The organism is Priestia sp. FSL W8-0524, from assembly GCF_038005965.1.
Lineage (GTDB): Bacteria > Bacillota > Bacilli > Bacillales > Bacillaceae_H > Priestia > Priestia zanthoxyli.
Window position 1 is genome coordinate 2,564,127 of the sequence record NZ_JBBOUG010000001.1, and the last position, 17,674, is coordinate 2,581,800.

At 36.0% G+C, this 17,674-nt stretch carries 19 protein-coding genes and 3 pseudogenes; 1 reads left to right on the forward strand and 21 read right to left on the reverse strand.

Annotated features, from left to right (window positions below):
• Nucleotides 1-295 precede the first annotated feature (295 nt).
• From NST66_RS13010 to NST66_RS13110, 20 genes and pseudogenes are all read right to left on the reverse strand, one after another.
• Nucleotides 296-730 (reverse strand): annotated as a pseudogene (locus NST66_RS13010) (ankyrin repeat domain-containing protein); the annotation flags it as partial.
• A 56-nt stretch (nucleotides 731-786) separates the two neighbouring features.
• Nucleotides 787-1,161 carry a hypothetical protein gene (locus NST66_RS13015; protein WP_033579293.1) on the reverse strand — a complete coding sequence of 125 codons (375 nt, stop codon included), beginning with the start codon at nucleotides 1,159-1,161 and terminating at the stop codon, nucleotides 787-789.
• A 772-nt stretch (nucleotides 1,162-1,933) separates the two neighbouring features.
• Nucleotides 1,934-2,356: a hypothetical protein gene (locus NST66_RS13020; protein WP_033579294.1), complete on the reverse strand. Its 423-nt coding sequence runs from the start codon at nucleotides 2,354-2,356 to the stop codon at nucleotides 1,934-1,936.
• Between the two features lie 31 nt (nucleotides 2,357-2,387).
• On the reverse strand, nucleotides 2,388-2,765 hold the full coding sequence (locus NST66_RS13025; protein WP_033579295.1) for a hypothetical protein: 378 nt from the start codon (nucleotides 2,763-2,765) through the stop codon (nucleotides 2,388-2,390).
• Nucleotides 2,766-2,774: 9 nt separating this feature from the next.
• Nucleotides 2,775-2,942: pseudogene (locus tag NST66_RS13030) on the reverse strand (IS110 family transposase); the annotation flags it as partial.
• Between the two features lie 207 nt (nucleotides 2,943-3,149).
• Nucleotides 3,150-3,782 carry a pentapeptide repeat-containing protein gene (locus tag NST66_RS13035; RefSeq protein WP_051137144.1) on the reverse strand — a complete coding sequence of 211 codons (633 nt, stop codon included), beginning with the start codon at nucleotides 3,780-3,782 and terminating at the stop codon, nucleotides 3,150-3,152.
• The gene (locus tag NST66_RS13040; RefSeq protein WP_230624651.1) at nucleotides 3,770-4,261 is read right to left on the reverse strand and encodes a hypothetical protein; all 492 of its coding nucleotides are present in this window, start codon (nucleotides 4,259-4,261) and stop codon (nucleotides 3,770-3,772) included. Before NST66_RS13040 ends, NST66_RS13035 begins: the two co-directional genes overlap by 13 nt.
• A 107-nt stretch (nucleotides 4,262-4,368) precedes the next feature.
• Entirely contained in the window at nucleotides 4,369-4,608 is a 240-nt protein-coding gene (locus tag NST66_RS13045) for a hypothetical protein (RefSeq protein ID WP_033579297.1), read from the reverse strand.
• Nucleotides 4,609-5,131: 523 nt separating this feature from the next.
• Entirely contained in the window at nucleotides 5,132-5,473 is a 342-nt protein-coding gene (locus NST66_RS13050; protein ID WP_033579298.1) for a hypothetical protein, read from the reverse strand.
• A 601-nt stretch (nucleotides 5,474-6,074) separates the two neighbouring features.
• Complete coding sequence (gene cdiI / locus NST66_RS13055; RefSeq protein WP_033579299.1) at nucleotides 6,075-6,434, reverse strand: ribonuclease toxin immunity protein CdiI; 360 nt, start codon at nucleotides 6,432-6,434, stop codon at nucleotides 6,075-6,077.
• A 129-nt stretch (nucleotides 6,435-6,563) separates the two neighbouring features.
• Nucleotides 6,564-6,872 (reverse strand): CdiA family toxin C-terminal domain-containing protein, encoded by a 309-nt coding sequence (locus NST66_RS13060; RefSeq protein ID WP_309301332.1) that lies wholly within the window; start codon nucleotides 6,870-6,872, stop codon nucleotides 6,564-6,566.
• 45 nt (nucleotides 6,873-6,917) lie between these two features.
• A complete protein-coding gene (locus NST66_RS13065; protein ID WP_033579300.1) occupies nucleotides 6,918-7,256 on the reverse strand; it encodes a hypothetical protein in 339 nt (112 codons plus the stop codon).
• Nucleotides 7,257-7,272: 16 nt separating this feature from the next.
• Nucleotides 7,273-7,911 (reverse strand): annotated as a pseudogene (locus NST66_RS13070) (transposase); the annotation flags it as partial.
• 468 nt (nucleotides 7,912-8,379) lie between these two features.
• On the reverse strand, nucleotides 8,380-8,775 hold the full coding sequence (locus NST66_RS13080) for an immunity 22 family protein (protein ID WP_033579301.1): 396 nt from the start codon (nucleotides 8,773-8,775) through the stop codon (nucleotides 8,380-8,382).
• A 15-nt stretch (nucleotides 8,776-8,790) separates the two neighbouring features.
• Complete coding sequence (locus NST66_RS13085; RefSeq protein ID WP_155278270.1) at nucleotides 8,791-9,099, reverse strand: hypothetical protein; 309 nt, start codon at nucleotides 9,097-9,099, stop codon at nucleotides 8,791-8,793.
• A gap of 65 nt (nucleotides 9,100-9,164) precedes the next feature.
• Complete coding sequence (locus NST66_RS13090; RefSeq protein WP_033579302.1) at nucleotides 9,165-9,584, reverse strand: hypothetical protein; 420 nt, start codon at nucleotides 9,582-9,584, stop codon at nucleotides 9,165-9,167.
• A gap of 336 nt (nucleotides 9,585-9,920) precedes the next feature.
• Complete coding sequence (locus tag NST66_RS13095) at nucleotides 9,921-10,364, reverse strand: hypothetical protein (protein ID WP_033579303.1); 444 nt, start codon at nucleotides 10,362-10,364, stop codon at nucleotides 9,921-9,923.
• Complete coding sequence (locus NST66_RS13100) at nucleotides 10,364-12,463, reverse strand: T7SS effector LXG polymorphic toxin (RefSeq protein ID WP_340843414.1); 2,100 nt, start codon at nucleotides 12,461-12,463, stop codon at nucleotides 10,364-10,366. The genes NST66_RS13095 and NST66_RS13100 overlap by 1 nt, the downstream gene beginning before the upstream one ends.
• A 200-nt stretch (nucleotides 12,464-12,663) precedes the next feature.
• Nucleotides 12,664-12,936 carry a DUF5344 family protein gene (locus NST66_RS13105; protein WP_033579305.1) on the reverse strand — a complete coding sequence of 91 codons (273 nt, stop codon included), beginning with the start codon at nucleotides 12,934-12,936 and terminating at the stop codon, nucleotides 12,664-12,666.
• Nucleotides 12,937-12,942: 6 nt separating this feature from the next.
• Nucleotides 12,943-13,296: a YwqH-like family protein gene (locus NST66_RS13110; RefSeq protein WP_033579306.1), complete on the reverse strand. Its 354-nt coding sequence runs from the start codon at nucleotides 13,294-13,296 to the stop codon at nucleotides 12,943-12,945.
• Nucleotides 13,297-13,632: 336 nt separating this feature from the next.
• Here NST66_RS13110 and NST66_RS13115 point away from each other — a divergent pair, with 336 nt between their 5' ends.
• A complete protein-coding gene (locus tag NST66_RS13115) occupies nucleotides 13,633-15,765 on the forward strand; it encodes a GDYXXLXY domain-containing protein (protein WP_033579307.1) in 2,133 nt (710 codons plus the stop codon).
• A 221-nt stretch (nucleotides 15,766-15,986) separates the two neighbouring features.
• On the opposite strand, the gene abc-f is transcribed toward NST66_RS13115, so the two are convergent.
• Complete coding sequence (gene abc-f, locus NST66_RS13120) at nucleotides 15,987-17,615, reverse strand: ribosomal protection-like ABC-F family protein (protein WP_033579308.1); 1,629 nt, start codon at nucleotides 17,613-17,615, stop codon at nucleotides 15,987-15,989.
• Nucleotides 17,616-17,674 lie beyond the last annotated feature (59 nt).

Genomic DNA, 17,674 nt, shown 5'->3' on the forward strand with positions numbered 1-17,674 from the left:
GCTGTTTTCTAGTTCAACTGCTTACTTTGCAGGTGACAGTGCACCTAATACTATTTAATGGTATAGCATCCATAAGCTATGAACTTCATACAGTCATTTTTTATATTTTCCAAAGGGTTAATTCCTCACAAAAAAGCACTTATTGCCTTTCATAGACAATCAAGTGCTTTTTATGTAACTGTAGTTTTTTCGCTAAAACTTTAATATTATCTTAAAAATATAAGGTTTTATATATTTGTCCCACTATAAGGAATATAGATTTTCTTCCTGATTTTAGTTTGAAGCTCTTTTTCCTTTAACAGACACTACTACGATTTATGTTTTCAAAATATGGTGCTTGATCGCTGCGCTTCAATTGCTTTACTATATAATCAGAACCTTTTTCTACCGCCTTATTTTCAACATAATTAAAAATTGAGTTATTATTTTCCGATTCTAATGTATTCATTTCATTTTCACTTTTACTATACAAATAGGCTAAGATTTCATTATGACCTTTCATTTGAGCCATTTTCACAGCATTAATTATTGTAGTTTCTTGACCTTCACCTAACGTGTACCAAGCATCAATATTGGCTCCGCTTTCTGCAAGCAGCTTGACCATTTCAAAATGGCCCTGCTGAAAAGCTTTTACGAGAGCTGTAGCATGTATATACAAATCTTCGCCAGCATTCACATTCGCACCTTGATTAATTAACCATTGAGCTGCCTGTATCGAATTATGGCTTGCTGCATGTTAAAGCGGGGTAACAAACCTTTTACACTATAGTATAATATTTATCGCCTTTATATTGTTTTTAAATATTCTATTTCTTTACCAATCCATTTTTTATTAATCAACTCACAGATTTGATCGGAAAGAGAAAAAATTTCTTTCCACTCTGAGCTTTTTTTTATAGAGGAACTATCCCATACTTTCATTTGATTCATTGAAAAATACACATCTTTTAATTTTTTACTTTTTTCAAAAATTTCTTCATCTATAATTCCTTCACTAGCTAATCTATCAAGGGTAAATTCACTTAAATAGGCGGGTGCTTCTATTGCAAACTCTTCAAGAAGATAATACTCCATTAAATCATCTGACAATGTTAAAACATTAGAATTAGAATGCTTTAATGTCTCTAAAAATAGTTTAAATGATTCTCCAATTGATATCACAATTTACTCCCCTTCTTTAATCAATTTGTATTGTAGTACCTTTATCATCAATAGTAGGAACGTAACCATCCTCTTTTTTATATACCTTCACTTTTTTTGTTTTTCCATTTGAAAATCCATAGTATGAACCCTTATGCACTCCTCCATCGCCATGATAGAACACACTTCCATCCGGATTAGTGAATTTCCAACCGTATCCACCCCTTCCGTACATACCTCATTCCAATAGAGTTTCCATACAATCTTTCAGGATTCGCAATGATGTCATCAAATGATGCAGGTTTCCATTGAACATTTTCATTCCCATATTTATTTTTGAAATAATTATTCCAATCTTGTCCAGATACTGGATTCTCTGCTCCAAAATCTGTTTTAGTTCCGCTGACCGGCTGACTATTATTACCCGTACCCTATGTTGATGTTGTAATCTTAAAATCTACAAATAAAAAAATTAGCCTTACCCTTACCAAACTACTTCTTTCTCCTGTACTACGGGTAATAAGCTGTTTTTTGCTTCATCATGCCATATATAATAAAAAGAAACCTTGAAAGGCATTTAGCCAATCAAGGTTTTGCTTGAAAACCAAAATTAATCTCTCTTGATACAAAATATCATTATTTGTACCTCAAATTTAATCCATGTACTCCTCAGCGATTTGTATACTTCTCTTTAAGTTTAAGTCTTGATATCTTCGATCTAGAGAAGGTAGTAATTAAAGATCCATTTTAACCATTGTAAGTTTAATTTACGGTATTTCACACTAGTGGCAGACTATTTAAATTCTTCCAAACTATAATACGGATTAGAGATATTCTCGCCTACTTCATCTATTGTTTCCTGTATTTCATTTAGGATCGATTTATCTATATCCTTACACTGTTCCAGTGATTCTTTTATTTTATTAAAGCAAATTTCTAGACCGAGATTTACTACAATAGAAAGAATAATATCTACTTCATCATAGGAATCTGTATTCCATAATCTAGAGAGAGTTCTATCAATATCATTTCGTATATCACTTCTTAATAACTCATATGTCATAACTTGCCTGTCTGTTAGTTGACTAAGGATTAATAAAAAATCATCTTTTTCAATTTTATTATTTCTAAATTGATCTAATGCATTTTGAAACATTGATATTAGTGTTCCAGCTGGTATTCTATCAGGTAGATTCTCAATTTCATTTATATCCATATTTTATTTCCCTTCTATTGGAATATGAACCTCATTTAAAGATTGATTTTTTGTCCATGTTCCGTCCGATTTTTATCTGTGCAGTCCATCTTGAACCTGATGCTGATCCTGGATATTTGCTTGCCGCTATAGGGTCTGGAGAATGCCATCGAATAATAGCCTTTTGTCCATCGGCAAGAGTAAATTCATATTTTGCTCCATCAGTAATAGTATCGGTTGGTTTAAATGAATTTGGAATATTCGAAGGAATCATTGATTCCAAATTAGACATACTAACTTCTCCATTTTTTAGCTGATTTTGAGCAATATGTCTGGCCTGATCTCTTGTCTGATTCCCGATATTACCTGTACTCTTAGGAATATCTAAATAAGTACTTAATAAAAGGATGACAGTTTTTTCAACCACCACCCAAATTGATTAACTTGCCTTCGTTTCAGGCATTCTTGGCAGAATATAAGCCGTTTTATTTTTCATCATACCATAGATTATTCTGACTAATCTTCTCATAATGCAAAGAAGGGCTTGTGACTTGGACTTCCCTTCACTTTGCTTTTGATTATAGTAAGCATAAAACACAGGATTACGATGAATTTTACTATCCTTACTTGGACTTATTGAACAGGTATGTTGTAAAAAACATCATATAGAGGATACAAGGGGTAACCTTTTTCTCAGCATAAAAAATGAACTATTCGTCACTAGGTAGCCCCATCAACATAAAGAAACCTTGAAAGGCATTTAGCCAATCAAGGTTATAATCACTTATATCCCAAAAGTTATTTTGCTCTTACTTTAATTGCTCATCACTTCTAACCACTTTCTAGCCTCTCCACCTATTAGAATATTTGGTTGTTCTGGCGTCCCAATATTAATACTTTTAATAAAAGCCTCTTCTAACCCTCGAACCCCTGTTAGTTTAGCTCCTTTTAGCAATACATTTTCAAACGTCGATTCGCTTACGTCTGCATGTTGAAGGTTTGCATTACGAAAATCTGCATTATCAAAAAGGGCTGCTACTAGTTTTGCATCACTTAAGTTTGCACTATTAAATATAGTTTTAATACAATCACTCTTAGCAAATCTTGTATTTTGAAGGTTTGCGTTTGTAAAGTTTGCATAAGAAACATCTGCTTTATAGAAATCAGCATTTTCTAGATTAGCAAACACAAAGCTTGAAGAACAAATAGTTGAAGAATACATTTCTATATTAAGCAAGTGCATATTATTAAAGATACAATCTGTAATATAAGCTTGATTTAATGGATATTTTATTAAATCTACTTCGGTCAACTTTACTTCATCAAGAACTAACTTCTTGCCTTCTAACCCTAGAGAATCAAGCCAAATTTTATGTGATTCTAAAAGTTGAATTAATTCTTCTTTTTTGCGATTATTAATTACAATTCCCCCCTCTAAGGATACCAAATAATCTTGTCTGATATCCCCTCTTTTTGTATTGCCTCTTTCAATTGCTTGGTATGTTCCGGGGTCAAATTCCTATCATCAAGCATAACATTGTGACCACGTTCAAACTCTTTCTTTATTTTTTTCATAGCGTTATCAACTGTAAAAGCACCTTTTTTGGGTAAAGTATGACCATTAGGATAAGCTCCAAAGCTCTTTACATCCCATTTTTTCTCTGTAACAGTATCAATAAACTCTGCACCTTTATCAGCTTTTTGATCTCTAATAATTCTTCCTAAATCACCGCGACTTTCTAATTCTAATCCAATCTCTCTTTCTTTTATTCCTTGACCTTCAATTCTTCCTCCATTTAATGGATCTCCTGCTAAATCATCCAATTCTTTCTGTGTTCTTCCTCCAGTATATTTTACCGTACCCTTAGAAACAGCCTTCTGACCATGAACCCCTTCAACATTCGCTTTACCACCAGGCTTTTCCACTTTCTCCAACGCTTTGGACTGACCTTTCGAAACATTCCCTATCTTATACGTCATTAACCCATTTAACGCTTTACCAAAGGTCTGTCGAGGTAACGCCTCTCCTATCCCTACCAGTCCAGTTGAGGTTGAGGACGTAAAGTCGGTATCTCCGCATCTAGTAAAGGTTGAAGCTTCTTCTGAACAGGTTCATACACCTTCTTCGACCAATTGCTTGCTGCTTTTGGGCTGACGACATTTCGCATATCGCTTAATGTTTTGGTTGCTTTATGGGCAGGTACACGCGGAACGTTTGTTACTTTTGGAACGGATTTTACGGCTCCTGCGGGTTTCGCTTTTAAAACCAGCAAACAAAGTATAATTCTCTAATAAAAAACACTTGTTGCCTTTAATGGCCAATCAAGTGTTTTAAGTTTATCTGTTTTAAAATAACATTAATTTTGCAAGCTTTCTACTAAGCATTCCTATGCTTTTTGTATGTTCTATCAGATACTACGTGAAAACTTACGCGTTTGTTGATTTAATACACATTCTATACATTCGAGATTTATATTTCTCGTCCCGCAAAATATCATCTCATTTAAGCTAGCACCTTATTTTTTATTCTATTATAAGATGTTTCAAATTAATTACAATTAAACTTTGTGATTAAATGCTATTCTACAAATTGAGGTTACAATATTCGAATTTACATATTTTCAATCATATCATTCAACTTTATATAAAAACCTTGAAAGGCGTATAGTCAATCAAGGTTCAGATTAATTTAATTCTATTTTAAATATGTTAATTCTCACTTATTAATTTACGAAAGTTGAATAATTTACCTCTTGATCCATTTTATCTCTCAAAGAGTACCACTTTAGAAAGAATTCATCCATTTAATCCGTATGAAGCATATATTTTATAGTAATGATAACTATTCTCCTTGATATAATTAATCAAATCCTCTACATACTCATAATCCATGGGCCAAAGATAATCCTTTTCCTTATCTAACAACTCTTTGTTTTCTAATGCAAACGAATCGACATCTCCTTCAACTATATCAAAAATTATGCTGCCAGATAGCTGGTTTTCAAAATGAAAAGCAAAAAAATCTTCAAATAAAATTTTCACTTGTTTTTCTTGCTCGTTCTCCACTTTTATGTGAATTTTTGAATACTCAAAATCTATTTGATAATTTAAAATTTTACTATCATGAATTTTACTCATAAGTAATCCTCCTCTTATTCTGGTTTTTGTCTAGGAGGTTTTTTAGACCAATCCCACTTGTGTCTATGAGGAAATGTGTGGGTTCCATCATCAGAATAATTGAAATCGATATCTTCCTTCTCGTTAGTTTTTTACTTACGATACCCATGACGATCCTGTCTAATAAAATGTCATCTCCCAATATTCTCGTTCTTATTGCCTTAGTATTAAAACAATGCTAATACTCCTTGAAGGTATAACCTTCATGAGTTATTAATGTGAATTCGAGCATATTTTCAACTGTAAACAAGTTAAAAATGAGCATCTCACATTGCATCCTTGTTTATCACCACGAGCTTTGTCATTCTCGTTTGCTTGTTAACTATACGATGTCGTAACTACCCCTAGCATATAAAATGTCATCTCGCTAAATTCTCGTTCTTTTCTCGTTATTCCAGTATTAAAATAACATAATAGTACAGCCTTAATAAGCTCTCGATTCAAAACATATAATTGATACTCTTCAATTACCTAAGCATCCGTCCTTCATCAAGTTTAGTATTTTTTATAAAGGCAAAGCCTTGAAAGGCATAAAATCCTTCAAAATAAATACAGTTTTCTTTTATTTCTTTATCTGATATCTCTCTTTAATTTTATTCATATATTTTTCTATCTCTGACTCATTTTCTGGATGTCTCGCTATATAATCACCAGTTATTTCTTTTAAATATATAAATAAAGTTTCATAGTCTATTATTACTTCTTCATCCTCTTCTACTGCAGGATAATCGAAATAAAAGGCTATCCCTTCATCTCCAAAGTAATCCTCTTCCCATTCTTCATAGTCTTCAGCAAATACATACCAAACATGCTCTATTCCATACCCTTCTCCACCAGCTAGTTTTTCCAATACTTTTAAAAATCTGTCATCTCCTAGAACTTGAAAATAGTAATTAACTAGTTTCTTATTTTTATCTTCCATTTTATCACCCCATATTATCTAATCATTTAAAGTTGGGAAGAAATTTGTTATTTTCCCTGTTGTTTCATCAATATAACCTTCAAATTTAACACCATTTTTAGAGATTCCCGTAATTTTCCTTCCAACTATTTAACCATTTTTTATCGCTTCTTCACCCCACTTTAAAATTTGTTCATCTGAAATTATCTTCGGATCATAAACCGTTTTCGGTGTTCGAACTTTTTTAAGTTCTCCAGGTATAATATTCCCCTCTCTATTTAACGCAGGTAATCCATATTCAATTTCGTAAATACCTTCGATTGTAGAGTGTTGTCTCTTGGATATAATACAACTTTGTAAATCCCATCCATTTTCAATAAATGCATTCTCAAAATTCTCCATATTATGCCTACCGACAATTCCTTTATTTTTCTTTCTAACTATATCTTCTACTTCTATGAAAGGTAATGTAGCCCATCAAGGTATATGTTTAAAGTAACGTTTTTATTTTTTAATATCCCTTTTCCATACACTTTCTCCGTCAGTTAAAAAAACTGCACTTGGCGGATCATCATAAAGTGAAATTTCAACTAATGAACCTTTCTTTTGTATTAGCCAATTATATAAACGACTTTCCTCACTAGTAGGATGCGCTAAAATATCATTTACTTGAAATGTAACTGCATAATATTCGGTATAATTTGCGTCATCGTCATCCAATCCATTGTCTGTTTCAAAGAGTGTGTCTGGTTCACCAATAATCTTTAATCCACTATCCCACTCTATTATCAAGTCACTATCTTTATAATTTTTTAACGCTTTTATTAAAGGATCATATTCCATGTATATCCCTCTCTTTTTACTTTTTTAATGGTTCTGAAGGCACTATATGCGCTCTGTCCTTTCCGTAATGAATCATCACTCTAGTAGTTTCAAGATATTCACCAGTATCACGATCGTAGTATTTTCCAATTGGTTTACCAAAGTCTACTCTTTCTTTTTTACCGTTTGGCAGTAGTTGACCTTTCCCTGCAAACGTATCAAGCAATTCATAAGCTGTTTTATATTTCATCATACCATATACAATGTTTACAAAACTTCTCATAATACATACCAATGCTTGTCCTTTTGTTTTTCCCTCTTTAGTTTCTTTTGATAATATACATGAAACACTGGGTTTCTAGGTAACTTTCGCTACTTGCACTTGCTGTACGGCTAAATTATAAAATAAAGCGTGTAGCGCCCTGTTTCCTTGTTTACTTTTATGTGTCTTACCTTTCCCACCAGAACCAAAGTAAACAGGTGCAATCCCCGCAAATCGTGCTAATTTATTGGCATTTGTAAATAACTTTACATCCCCAATTTCTGCAATTAATGCCGATGCCGTCACAAGTTCTATTCCCGGCATCGTCTCTAATTGATAATCTAGTAGATTTACTAGCTGTTTTAATTCCCTTTCGAAGTATTTAATTTCCTTCTTTAAAAATTTAATACTTCGTGCACTTAAAATTATAATATGTCTACCTACTTCTATCCTAAAATGCAAAAAAGCACTCGTTGCCTTTAGTTGACAATCAAGTGCTTTAAGTTCATATGTTTTTAAGTAGCATACATTTGTAAGTTTTGTAGTAACAGTATGACACCTTTTATACGTCATAATAACTACTTCGTTAAAACTTACGAGTTTGTACGAGTTCGTTAATTTAATATACAATCCATGTATTTATATTCGTCACCCCGTAAAATGTCATCTCGCCTAAGCTCGTACTTCTTTTTCTATTTTATCATTGTATAAAGCACTCCATGAGGGTACACTCATCATGAGTTTGCTATTTCACACAACCATGTTTACTTCGTCAAACAAATTATAATACATGCAAAAAAGCACCTTTTGTCATTAGACAAGAAGTGCTTTTTTCTTCAGATAATATATTAATAAATATACTTAGGTTCTTTAATTCAAACTCTAATCTTCATAAATAACAGAACCCATATATTTAAGCTTCCTACCATCAAGTTTTGCTTCCTCAACAAGTTCTTCATATTCAAAATCATACAACCGAATAACAATATTGTACGGTTCTTCTAAGCTTTCACCGTAAAAGTCTTCAAGTTCACTTATAAGTGAATCAGAATACGAAGCATTCTTTAGTAATTCGGACAAAGAAGATGTAGGATATTCATTGTAGGTACATTCTAATAAGTCTTGATTGTACTCAAGGAAATTTATTTGAAAATCATTCATGAAGCTCGAAGGGATTCTATCTCCCTCATCATCATATTTTATTTCTACATACTTGCTTAACAAATCCTCATCACTACAATTTCCAAACCAAAGAGAAACAGCTCCTGGGTTTTCCATCATAATACCCCTTTTCTATTTACCTAAGTCCTTCTGGCAAAGCTCTCTATGAGCTTTGCCAGAACCATCAAACCTATGTCTTCCTACCGGATTAACAAATTCAACATCTTTCGTTAACGTTCTCATTTCTGCTATATCTTCAGCCGTTACACCCCACCGCTTAAAAATTGGCGCTCGTGATACTAAGTGCCATTCATGGTACCCACCAGGATAACGAATTCTACTCTCAATAATAGTCCTTAATTTTGGAGTAGACCAAGCTAATTCAAATTCATCTACGCTCAATTCATTAAACCATTTTGCAAAGGCTTTACTTCCGGGCATAGTCTCTGATGTAAAGGTTCTAGTCCTCGCGGTTTCTTTTAAAAAGTGGTCTTTTACCAGTTTATTCAATTGCGCATTTGATAATTTTTTTCCTTCTGTTTTTTATTAGCAGAAGGTTTTTTTCGAGTGTCAGGTTTCACTCTACTTGCTTTAGGTCTTACCGGCTTCGGTATACTAGTATTACCCTTAGCAACAGCTTCCTGATCATAAACCCCTTCAACATTCGCTTTACTATCAGGCTTTTCGACTTTCTCCACCGCTTTCGACTGACCTTTCGATACATTCCCTATATTATACGTCGTTAACCCATGTAACGCTTTACCAAAGGTCTGTCGAGGTAACGCCTTTCCTATCCCTACCAGTTGAGGTTGAGGACGTAAAGTCGGTATCTCCCCATCTAGTAAAGGTTTGATCTGCTTTTGAAACGGTTCATACACCTTTTCCGACCAATTGCTTGCTGCTTTTGGGCTAAATCTTTTGTTCAAGACCTACTTCCTTTATCACGTTCCCTTGTTTTTCTTTTCTTGTCAAGGTTAGTTAAATCCAGACTTACCCCTAGTTAGCTACTCTCATTACTTCTTGATCACTATATCTATTCTTCTTCGGATACCTTTTTACCAAATCCAACTTTATAAAAAAAACCTTGAAAGGCGTTTAGCCAATCAAGGTAGTAATAAAAAATGTTAACATAAATATTTTTCTTGTCTATGTTCGTAAAATCTCATTTCCCAGCATGAATTTCATAATTTTTTCTTTTATAAAAATTTTAGCAAATCATTCATCCATCCTAAAGTGGAAGAACCGTCTCTTCCTAATTAACACTATTCAAACATTACACCAAAACTAACATTTTCAAAATTCAAATATGCGTTGCAAATATCAGAAGTATAATAGGGTTCAAGTTCTAGAATTTTTCTTGAAGTAATAAACAGTCCAAATCCTGATATATCGTTACAATTTTTTTCAAATATTTGGATTTCCGTATCTGTATCATCATTAGCTACAATTATTTCTACATTTTGATTAACTAATTGAATAATCTTTTCATGAATCTTAATCAACTTATCAATTTCTATATATATATTTTCCTTTAGAAATTCTACGTCAATTATATCAAAATCAGTTTCATAATATTTACGATCATCATATTTATAGCTATTTACTTCTATATTTTCATCATATTGTTTCTTAAATATATTGCAAATCACTTCAATATCTTCTTTCTTTAATTCATGTTCTGAGAGAAGGGTATTAACTAATCTCACTATTTTACAACTCCTTTTTCAATTAAATATTTGTATTGTGAATCACTTAATTTGAAAGCTGTATTCATAGTTCCATCTGAGTTAATAAAAGTCCATTGTTTAGTAGTTTCGTTGTAAATATGCGTTCCTTCAACGTTTCTATATTTACCTTGTTTTTGAACTCCAGTATTAATCAGCTCTGAAACATCGTTTTTGAATAATTCCACACTAGATTTGCTACCATCAGGATAACTTCCAAAATCATTTCTGTGTTTACTGAAAGCTTTATCTATTGAACTTTGTTTGAATACAACATCATCAGCATTGTTGACAAATTTACCCGTACCCTTAGCAACACCCGCCTGATCATGAACTCCTTCAGCATTCGCCTTACCACCAGGCTTTTCCACTTTCTCCACAGCTTTCGACTCGCCCTTGGAAACATCTTTAACCTTATGCTTGGTTACGGTCTTTTCTGCTTTGTTTACACGAAGTACGTATTCTGCTCCTTCGCTTCCGTATTTCACCACTTTCCCTGGCACTCTCGCAAAGCCGCCAAAGACAATTCCTGCTCCAGAAACAGAACGGTCAAAACGAGATAGTTCATTCCCCGTAATAGGATCGTATCCTACACTTGCTTCCCATCCACCTTTTACATTGGAAACCACAGGCACCATATCCGCTACAAAAGAAACAGCTGCTAGACCATCCTGTTGTTGCTTTTTGGCTTCCTCCTCATATACACTTCTTGCGATTTCAGGCTTTTTGTAATTCTCATATAGATACGGATATTTCTTCAACTCTTTTTCTAATTTTGCTTTAGAATGAGCAAGCCCCGCAAGATCCCGCTGAACCTTTGGACTGTTTTCCTTTTGAATATGTTTAAAAACTTCTTTAACATGGGGAGCTTTTTTTTCAAGCTGTTCGAGCTTCTTTTTTTGATCCAGTGGATGCATCATTTCCAGCTCTTTTAGCTGTTTTAGTCCAACTGTTTTAATAACTTGCTTCTCTTTTTGTTGAATAGTCACCTTTTTAGGACTTGTAGCTTCTTTTTTGGCCCCAACACTCCTAATCTGTCCCTGACTCATCACCGACTGCATAAGCATTCCCTCAACGCCCGTAGCGTTTTGAAGAACCTGTTGAGACGTTAGCATGCCTACAGTTGAAGAATCGTTGAGTGCCTGCAGGTATGGGCTTTTTTCAAGTTCCACTGCTTGCTCTGCAGGTGACAGTTCCGCTAGTTTTTTCATGTTGGCAGGTGCTGTATCCTGCTGAATTTGCGTTAGCACTTCTCTTATGTAAGGCGAGGTTTTTTCAAGCTTGTGAATTTCTTTTAACTGTTCAGCAGGCGTCATTGCTTGAAGCTGAATCAGTTTTTCAAGGCCTACTTCCTTTATCACTTTCTCTTGTTTTTCTTTTCTTGTCAAGGTTGTTGGAATGCCTTTTTCAAAAACCGAGACGCCTCCTGAATCGTTCATCGCTTTTTTCGCCAACGCGCTCAGCTCACTTACATTGCCCGGCTGAATGGAACCATTTTGAAACCCAGCTTTCACTTTAGAAAGCAGCGAGTTTAAAGACGTCAGCTGATCTTGAATGGCTGAAAGGCTTTGCGTTTGCTGTTCGTCAAAACGGACTAAATCGTTCATCGTTTTGTCCGCTTTGTTTTTTGCTTGTTCTACTTCTGTTAGAAAACCTTGGTCGTTAAGCGCTGAAACAGAAGCAAGGTGACTGACTTTTTGAATCGCTGCATTCGCTTGATCGACAAGCGAGACGGTTGTATTTCTTGTTTGATTTAAATGCGCGGGAATAGTGTCTTGCAGAAAGGGCTGCGTGATGTAGCCGTCTTCGCTCGGTTCGAATGAGCGCAGCGCATGTGTGATTTGAGTTAGTCGAGCTTCATAGGAAGTGAGTAATGAATGATACAGCGTTAAAAAAGAAGCATGTCCCGTTTCGTAAAAAGACCGAATCGCCTCTCCTCCTTTTCCTTTAAACGCATCATCTAAGCTTGAAAATGCCTGAACCTGTGAAATCAGGCCCTGAGTTTGTTCTTTTTGACTTTTAATAGAGTCTAAGATAGCTTGAATATTTTCGTGAAAAGCATCGACATCAAGTATTTTCAATAATCTGTAACCTCCTAGCTGTATCGATGTAGAAGAACAACAAACGGTTAACGAACAACCGCCCGTCATTTTTCTAAACCTAAGCGGACGCTCCTCTTTACAAGGCTTGCATCATCCGCTAGATAAAACCTTTTTATTTGAATGCCACATCTATGCTGGTTGAAAGGTTGTTTTTGATAGCTTTATATAAAATATGAACATTATTTAACGGCGTTTGCAGCTTTTTCATCTGCTTCTTTTATGGACTGCACGGATTTTTTGGTGGCGTTTAAATCATCGAGGAGCGTTTGCTTGTAGTCCACAATTAACGTTTGCAGCTGCTGGTTCAGCTGGTTTAATTCATCGAGCACCTCTAGTTCTTGTCCGCTTCCTACGTGAAACGGAAAAAGCGGCTGAAACTGCTGCGCAGCAGCGCTTAGGTCACTAAGCGTTCTATTAATTTCACCATCTATTACTTTAATTTCGTCTGCCATATTGCATCACACCTTATCTTTTGCTTCGTCTTCTTGCATTTTAATGGCGCGTTCCATCCCTTGTATATCTGATTGAAGCGCCGTAATTTTTGCATCAATTGTCGTGATGGCATCCGTCAGCTGACGGGTCAGCAAATCATCGTATTCGTCTAACATAGCGGTGCGGATGTCTTCAAACCCAACAGCAAGGCTGCCTGACCAAGTGGCGGAAGTGAGCTCTGGTTCTTTTACCTTTTCCTTTGCACGTTCAAGCTGGCCTTTGACTTCCGTTAACGTGTTTTTACTAGCCGTAAGCTGCTGGATATCTTCATGTGCCTGCTTCACTTGGGTATACAGATGAGCAACAAACATCTCATTCATATGATGACACTTCCTTTATATCTATCTTTTGGTTTCTCTAACAGTAATTCCCTTTTATAGCTTATCAAATAAAGAAAGAGAGCACATCGGCATGTTTTCTTATATTTTTTGGGAATAATGTAGGTTTTTAGTTCAATACCCACTCTTCAGGATAAAATAACCAAAACTATCTTACTATTGACAATTTATCAAGATTTTCGGACTACTTTGCTTGTTATTTCCACGCCACTAAAAGGCCTTTTTACACAATTTTTTTGTTAAAACGCATTCATTCTTTCTATTTCCAAATATTTAAACATGCGCTAGTATATACATAATATAAAGAGGAGGTTGAGTATGAGAGAAAAGCTCGTAAGACTCGGTTATTTACTGGGATTGGCTCTTGTTTTGTCCGGCATTTTATATTTTTTCGCATCGAACTGGCAAGGCTTTGACCGCTACATTAAAATTGCGCTGAGCGTGGGGCTGATGCTGCTGTTTTACGGAAGTGCGTTTGCGGTGCGAAAGCTGCTTCCTCAGCAGGCGTTTTTAAGTCACTGGACGCTTTTGGCCGGCGCTCTTTCATTTGGATTAAGCATCGCGCTTCTTTCTCAAATTTACAACACGCACGCTGAATCGTACTGGCTGTTTTTAATTTGGCTTGTGCCGGTTATTTTGTTTAGCTTTTTTACAAAGTATCAGCCGTTTTACGTGTTATCGTTTGTTTTATTTCAATTCACCATGGCTTTTTTCATTTCACCAACTGGCGCAGTTTCACAGCGAGGCGAACAGGAGACGCTTTTACTTTACGCAGGAATGGCGTTTGTGAACTTACTCATCTTTTGGATCATAAAAAATAAACAGAGTTCGTCTCCTGTGATCATGTATGCCGCGTTTTGTTTGTTTCACTACATTTTTTTAACTGTTTCCCTGCCGGATTTTACAGGGAGCTCTAGCTTACGGATTGGTCTTATTATTTTTTATTTGCTGTTTTTACTAAGCTCCTTTTTTTATTTTTCAAAAGTGGAGCCGCAAAGGTCGTTTTTAGGGATTTCCATTGTGGCATTTGCTTTATTTGTTATTGAACAGTTTTTCTCTTTTATTTTTAAACACTACGCTGAATGGTCACTGTTCTTAGCTTTAGGATTCGTGATTTTATTTATTGGTGCAAGCGTATGGTTTGTCAAATGGCTCACTGCCAACACGTCAGCACAAAAAACCTCGCTCCGCGTCATCAAACGAATAGCGGTGATTGGGATTACGGCCATTGCATCGGTCATCGGCAGCAGCTCTTTAGGAGGACTTGTCACACTTATTACAGGAACGTACCCAACAAATGGAATGCTTGTGATTGGCGTTTTGCTGATTGTGGCATGTTATTTGATTAAAGCAGATATTCCAACGGTAAAATATACGCTTTTAATGATGGGCGTATTAATTAGCGGCGGCGCTTCTTTTTTTGTGAACGACATTCTGTTTTTTATCTACGTCATCGCACTTGTAGCGCTTTTAGTATTCACAAAGCATACGCCCGTTCGCCTGCTGCTTTTTGTGCTAGTGCAAGGGCTTCTGTTAATAAAGGTTCCGACTGCTTACTATGACACTATCAAAATAGATTATGTGCTGCTCGCTTTGTTTCTATTAAATGCCGCTGTGTACGCGATAAACGTACACCACGCGTTTAAAAAAGCGGCGCTGCTTCTTGCTTTTATCTTTTTACTGTCGCTGACTGAATTAAGCGAACCGTCTTTTTTAAATATTATTTACTGTACGATGTTTTTTGTAATTTCGACCGTCTTTTTATTTGTGACGGTACGAAAAGAGCCAAAATACGATTTTATGGTCGGCATGATTTTCTGGTTTGTTTTTTTAGCGATGAAATATTACGACTTTGTGTGGGATTTATTTAATAAATCACTTGTGCTCGTTATTTTAGGTCTTATCTTTCTTTTCCTAAGCAGGAAATGGGACCTGTCAACGCCTGATCAGCCGCAGCCGTCGTTTCTTGACCGCAGACGAACCGCTGTATGGATCATCATTCTTGTTCAGCTCATTATGCTGGGCGGCATTTTCACTAAAAACGAAGTGCTTCTTCAAAACGGAAAAGAAATTAAGCTCGCTTTACAGCCGATCGATCCGCGCTCGCTGCTGCAAGGCGATTACGTTGAGCTGAATTACGACATTGCGCACGTTACCTTACCTCATGTGAAAGACGGAGAAAAAGTGAAGCTCGTTCTTCGTCCTGACAAACAAGGCGTATATAAATACGCAAAAATCTACCAAGCGGATGATGACTGGAATAAGCCGTATACTTCTAAAGAAAAAGACGTTGTCATTACGGGCAGCTATCACGACTGGGGAATTCAGTACGGAATTGAGCATTACTTTATTCCAGAAGGAACCGGCAGCAAAGTGGAAAGCGAAGCTCGTTTTGCTACTGTACGCGTTGGAAAAAATGGAGATGCGATCGTTACAAAAGTAGGCAAATAAAAAAGCAGCCGCTTCAACATTGAAGCGGCTGCTTTTTGTTTTAATTGATAAATACGCTGATGATCATCGTTAGAATAAGAATCACAAAGAAAATAATGATTCCATAGCCAATCCATTTTATTCTTTTGGGCGTTCCTTTTACATTCATATCCGTTATTTTTCCTTCAATACGCTTTTGATGTTCAGTAACATCATTGTATTCATTGTTAGGTGAAGTGATATTACCCTTCCTTTCTATTTAATCGTTTTCTTTCTTCTAAAAGCTCTTCATATCTTTTTTCAAGACGCTGCTTGTCTTTTCCTTCTGGCGTGATAGAAAGCTCGCTAATCACTTTTGTTAATTCTAGTTGAAGCGCAAGTTTCTCGGCTTCATTTTGCTGCTGTGACGCTTTTTTGCTTTTACCCGTGTCTTCAATCGCCGCGAGCTCCGCTTTGGACTGTTTTAACGTCAAAACATGCGTCGCAAGCTTTTTAACAAAATAGCGGTCGTGCGTCACAAATAAAATCGTCCCTGGATAAGCTTTTAACACTTCTTGAAGCGCTTCTTTTGTATGAAGATCAAGATAGTTGGTCGGTTCATCTAAAAGAAGAACGTTATAGTTTCCTAAAAAGACTTTTGCTAATGCCGTTTTGACTCGTTCTCCTCCGCTTAGCATCTCTACTTTTTTATACACGTCTTCACGTTTAAAAAGTAAGCGCGATAGCACCGTACGAATAAACTGCTCGGTGTACGGACTGTCTTCTTTAATGTTTTCTAAAATGCTTTTAGCGGGATCTAGATTTTCAAGGCGCTGATGGAAAAAGCCGAGTTTTACAGGCTTCGCAACCGTAATTCCTTCTGTTCGCTGCTCAATCATATTCAGCAGCGTAGATTTTCCGGCGCCGTTTTTGCCGACAATCGCTACTTTCGCTCCTGGCTTCACACCGCCTTTTAGGTTTTGAAACAAGATATGATTACCAGCTGATGCTGAGACTTTGTCAAAGCTTAGTACCTGCTTGCTGTGCACTTGGTGAAACTGCGATAGGTCAAAATGAATTTCTTCCATTTCTTTTGGCTTTTCTTTTTTCTCCAGCTTTTCAATTCTTGTTTCAATCGCTTTTGCGCTTCTATCTAGCTTGGCTTTTTGTTTTCCGACCGCTCGTTTATGAAGTCTCGCTTCAGAGTTCCCCATACGGCTCGGCGCTTTTTTAAGCGACTTTGATTTTTGGCTTTTTTCTTCAGAGGCCAGTTCAAGACGCTGCTTTTCTTTTACATACTGTTCATATTCAAACTGCTGTCTTTCAACCGCGTGTTTTTTTTGCGTCACATATTCTTGATAATTGCCTTCATAACAGTGAATTTTGCCGCCTTCTACTTCCCAAATAGACGTACAAAGGCGGTTTAATAATTCTCGGTCATGTGAAATCAGCAGCAGACTGCCTGTAAAAGACTTCATTTCTTCTTCAAATTTCTCTACGCCTTTTACATCTAAGTGGCTCGTTGGCTCGTCGGCTGCAAGCAGTTCTGCGCCGGATGAAAGAGCAGCTGCAATTTTCTTTCTTGTTTCTTCTCCTCCGCTAAGAAAGTCCGCTTCAGCTGGCACACTCCACTGACTTTTCATCTCAGGAGAAACGGCAGATGTAGGTTGAACATCAAGCTGCGGAATCAGTGCGGCACGGCCATATGTTTGTACAATCCCTTGATCTGGACTCATTTTTTTCATTAAAATATGAAGCAACGTCGATTTTCCTTCTCCGTTTTTCCCCACAATTCCAATTCGCTCTCCGCGATGTACTTGAAGCTTCTCTGCTTGAAACAGCAGGCGATCTCCATAGCTTTTTTCAATATTTATAGCTTCTAACAATAACATAAAAAAACCTCCCTAGGATTTCTAGAGAGGATTAGAGGTCATAATTAGGCATACGCAAA

Coding starts and splice junctions, on each gene's coding strand:
- NST66_RS13080 (WP_033579301.1), bottom strand. CDS start 8,775: ATGGAAAACCCAGGAGCTGTTTCTCTTTGGTTTGGAAATTGTAGTGAT.
- NST66_RS13065 (WP_033579300.1), bottom strand. CDS start 7,256: ATGGAATATGATCCTTTAATAAAAGCGTTAAAAAATTATAAAGATAGT.
- NST66_RS13110 (WP_033579306.1), bottom strand. CDS start 13,296: ATGAATGAGATGTTTGTTGCTCATCTGTATACCCAAGTGAAGCAGGCA.
- NST66_RS13105 (WP_033579305.1), bottom strand. CDS start 12,936: ATGGCAGACGAAATTAAAGTAATAGATGGTGAAATTAATAGAACGCTT.
- cdiI (WP_033579299.1), bottom strand. CDS start 6,434: ATGGAAGATAAAAATAAGAAACTAGTTAATTACTATTTTCAAGTTCTA.
- NST66_RS13020 (WP_033579294.1), bottom strand. CDS start 2,356: ATGGATATAAATGAAATTGAGAATCTACCTGATAGAATACCAGCTGGA.
- abc-f (WP_033579308.1), bottom strand. CDS start 17,615: ATGTTATTGTTAGAAGCTATAAATATTGAAAAAAGCTATGGAGATCGC.
- NST66_RS13050 (WP_033579298.1), bottom strand. CDS start 5,473: ATGAGTAAAATTCATGATAGTAAAATTTTAAATTATCAAATAGATTTT.
- NST66_RS13085 (WP_155278270.1), bottom strand. CDS start 9,099: ATGCCCGGAAGTAAAGCCTTTGCAAAATGGTTTAATGAATTGAGCGTA.
- NST66_RS13115 (WP_033579307.1), top strand. CDS start 13,633: ATGAGAGAAAAGCTCGTAAGACTCGGTTATTTACTGGGATTGGCTCTT.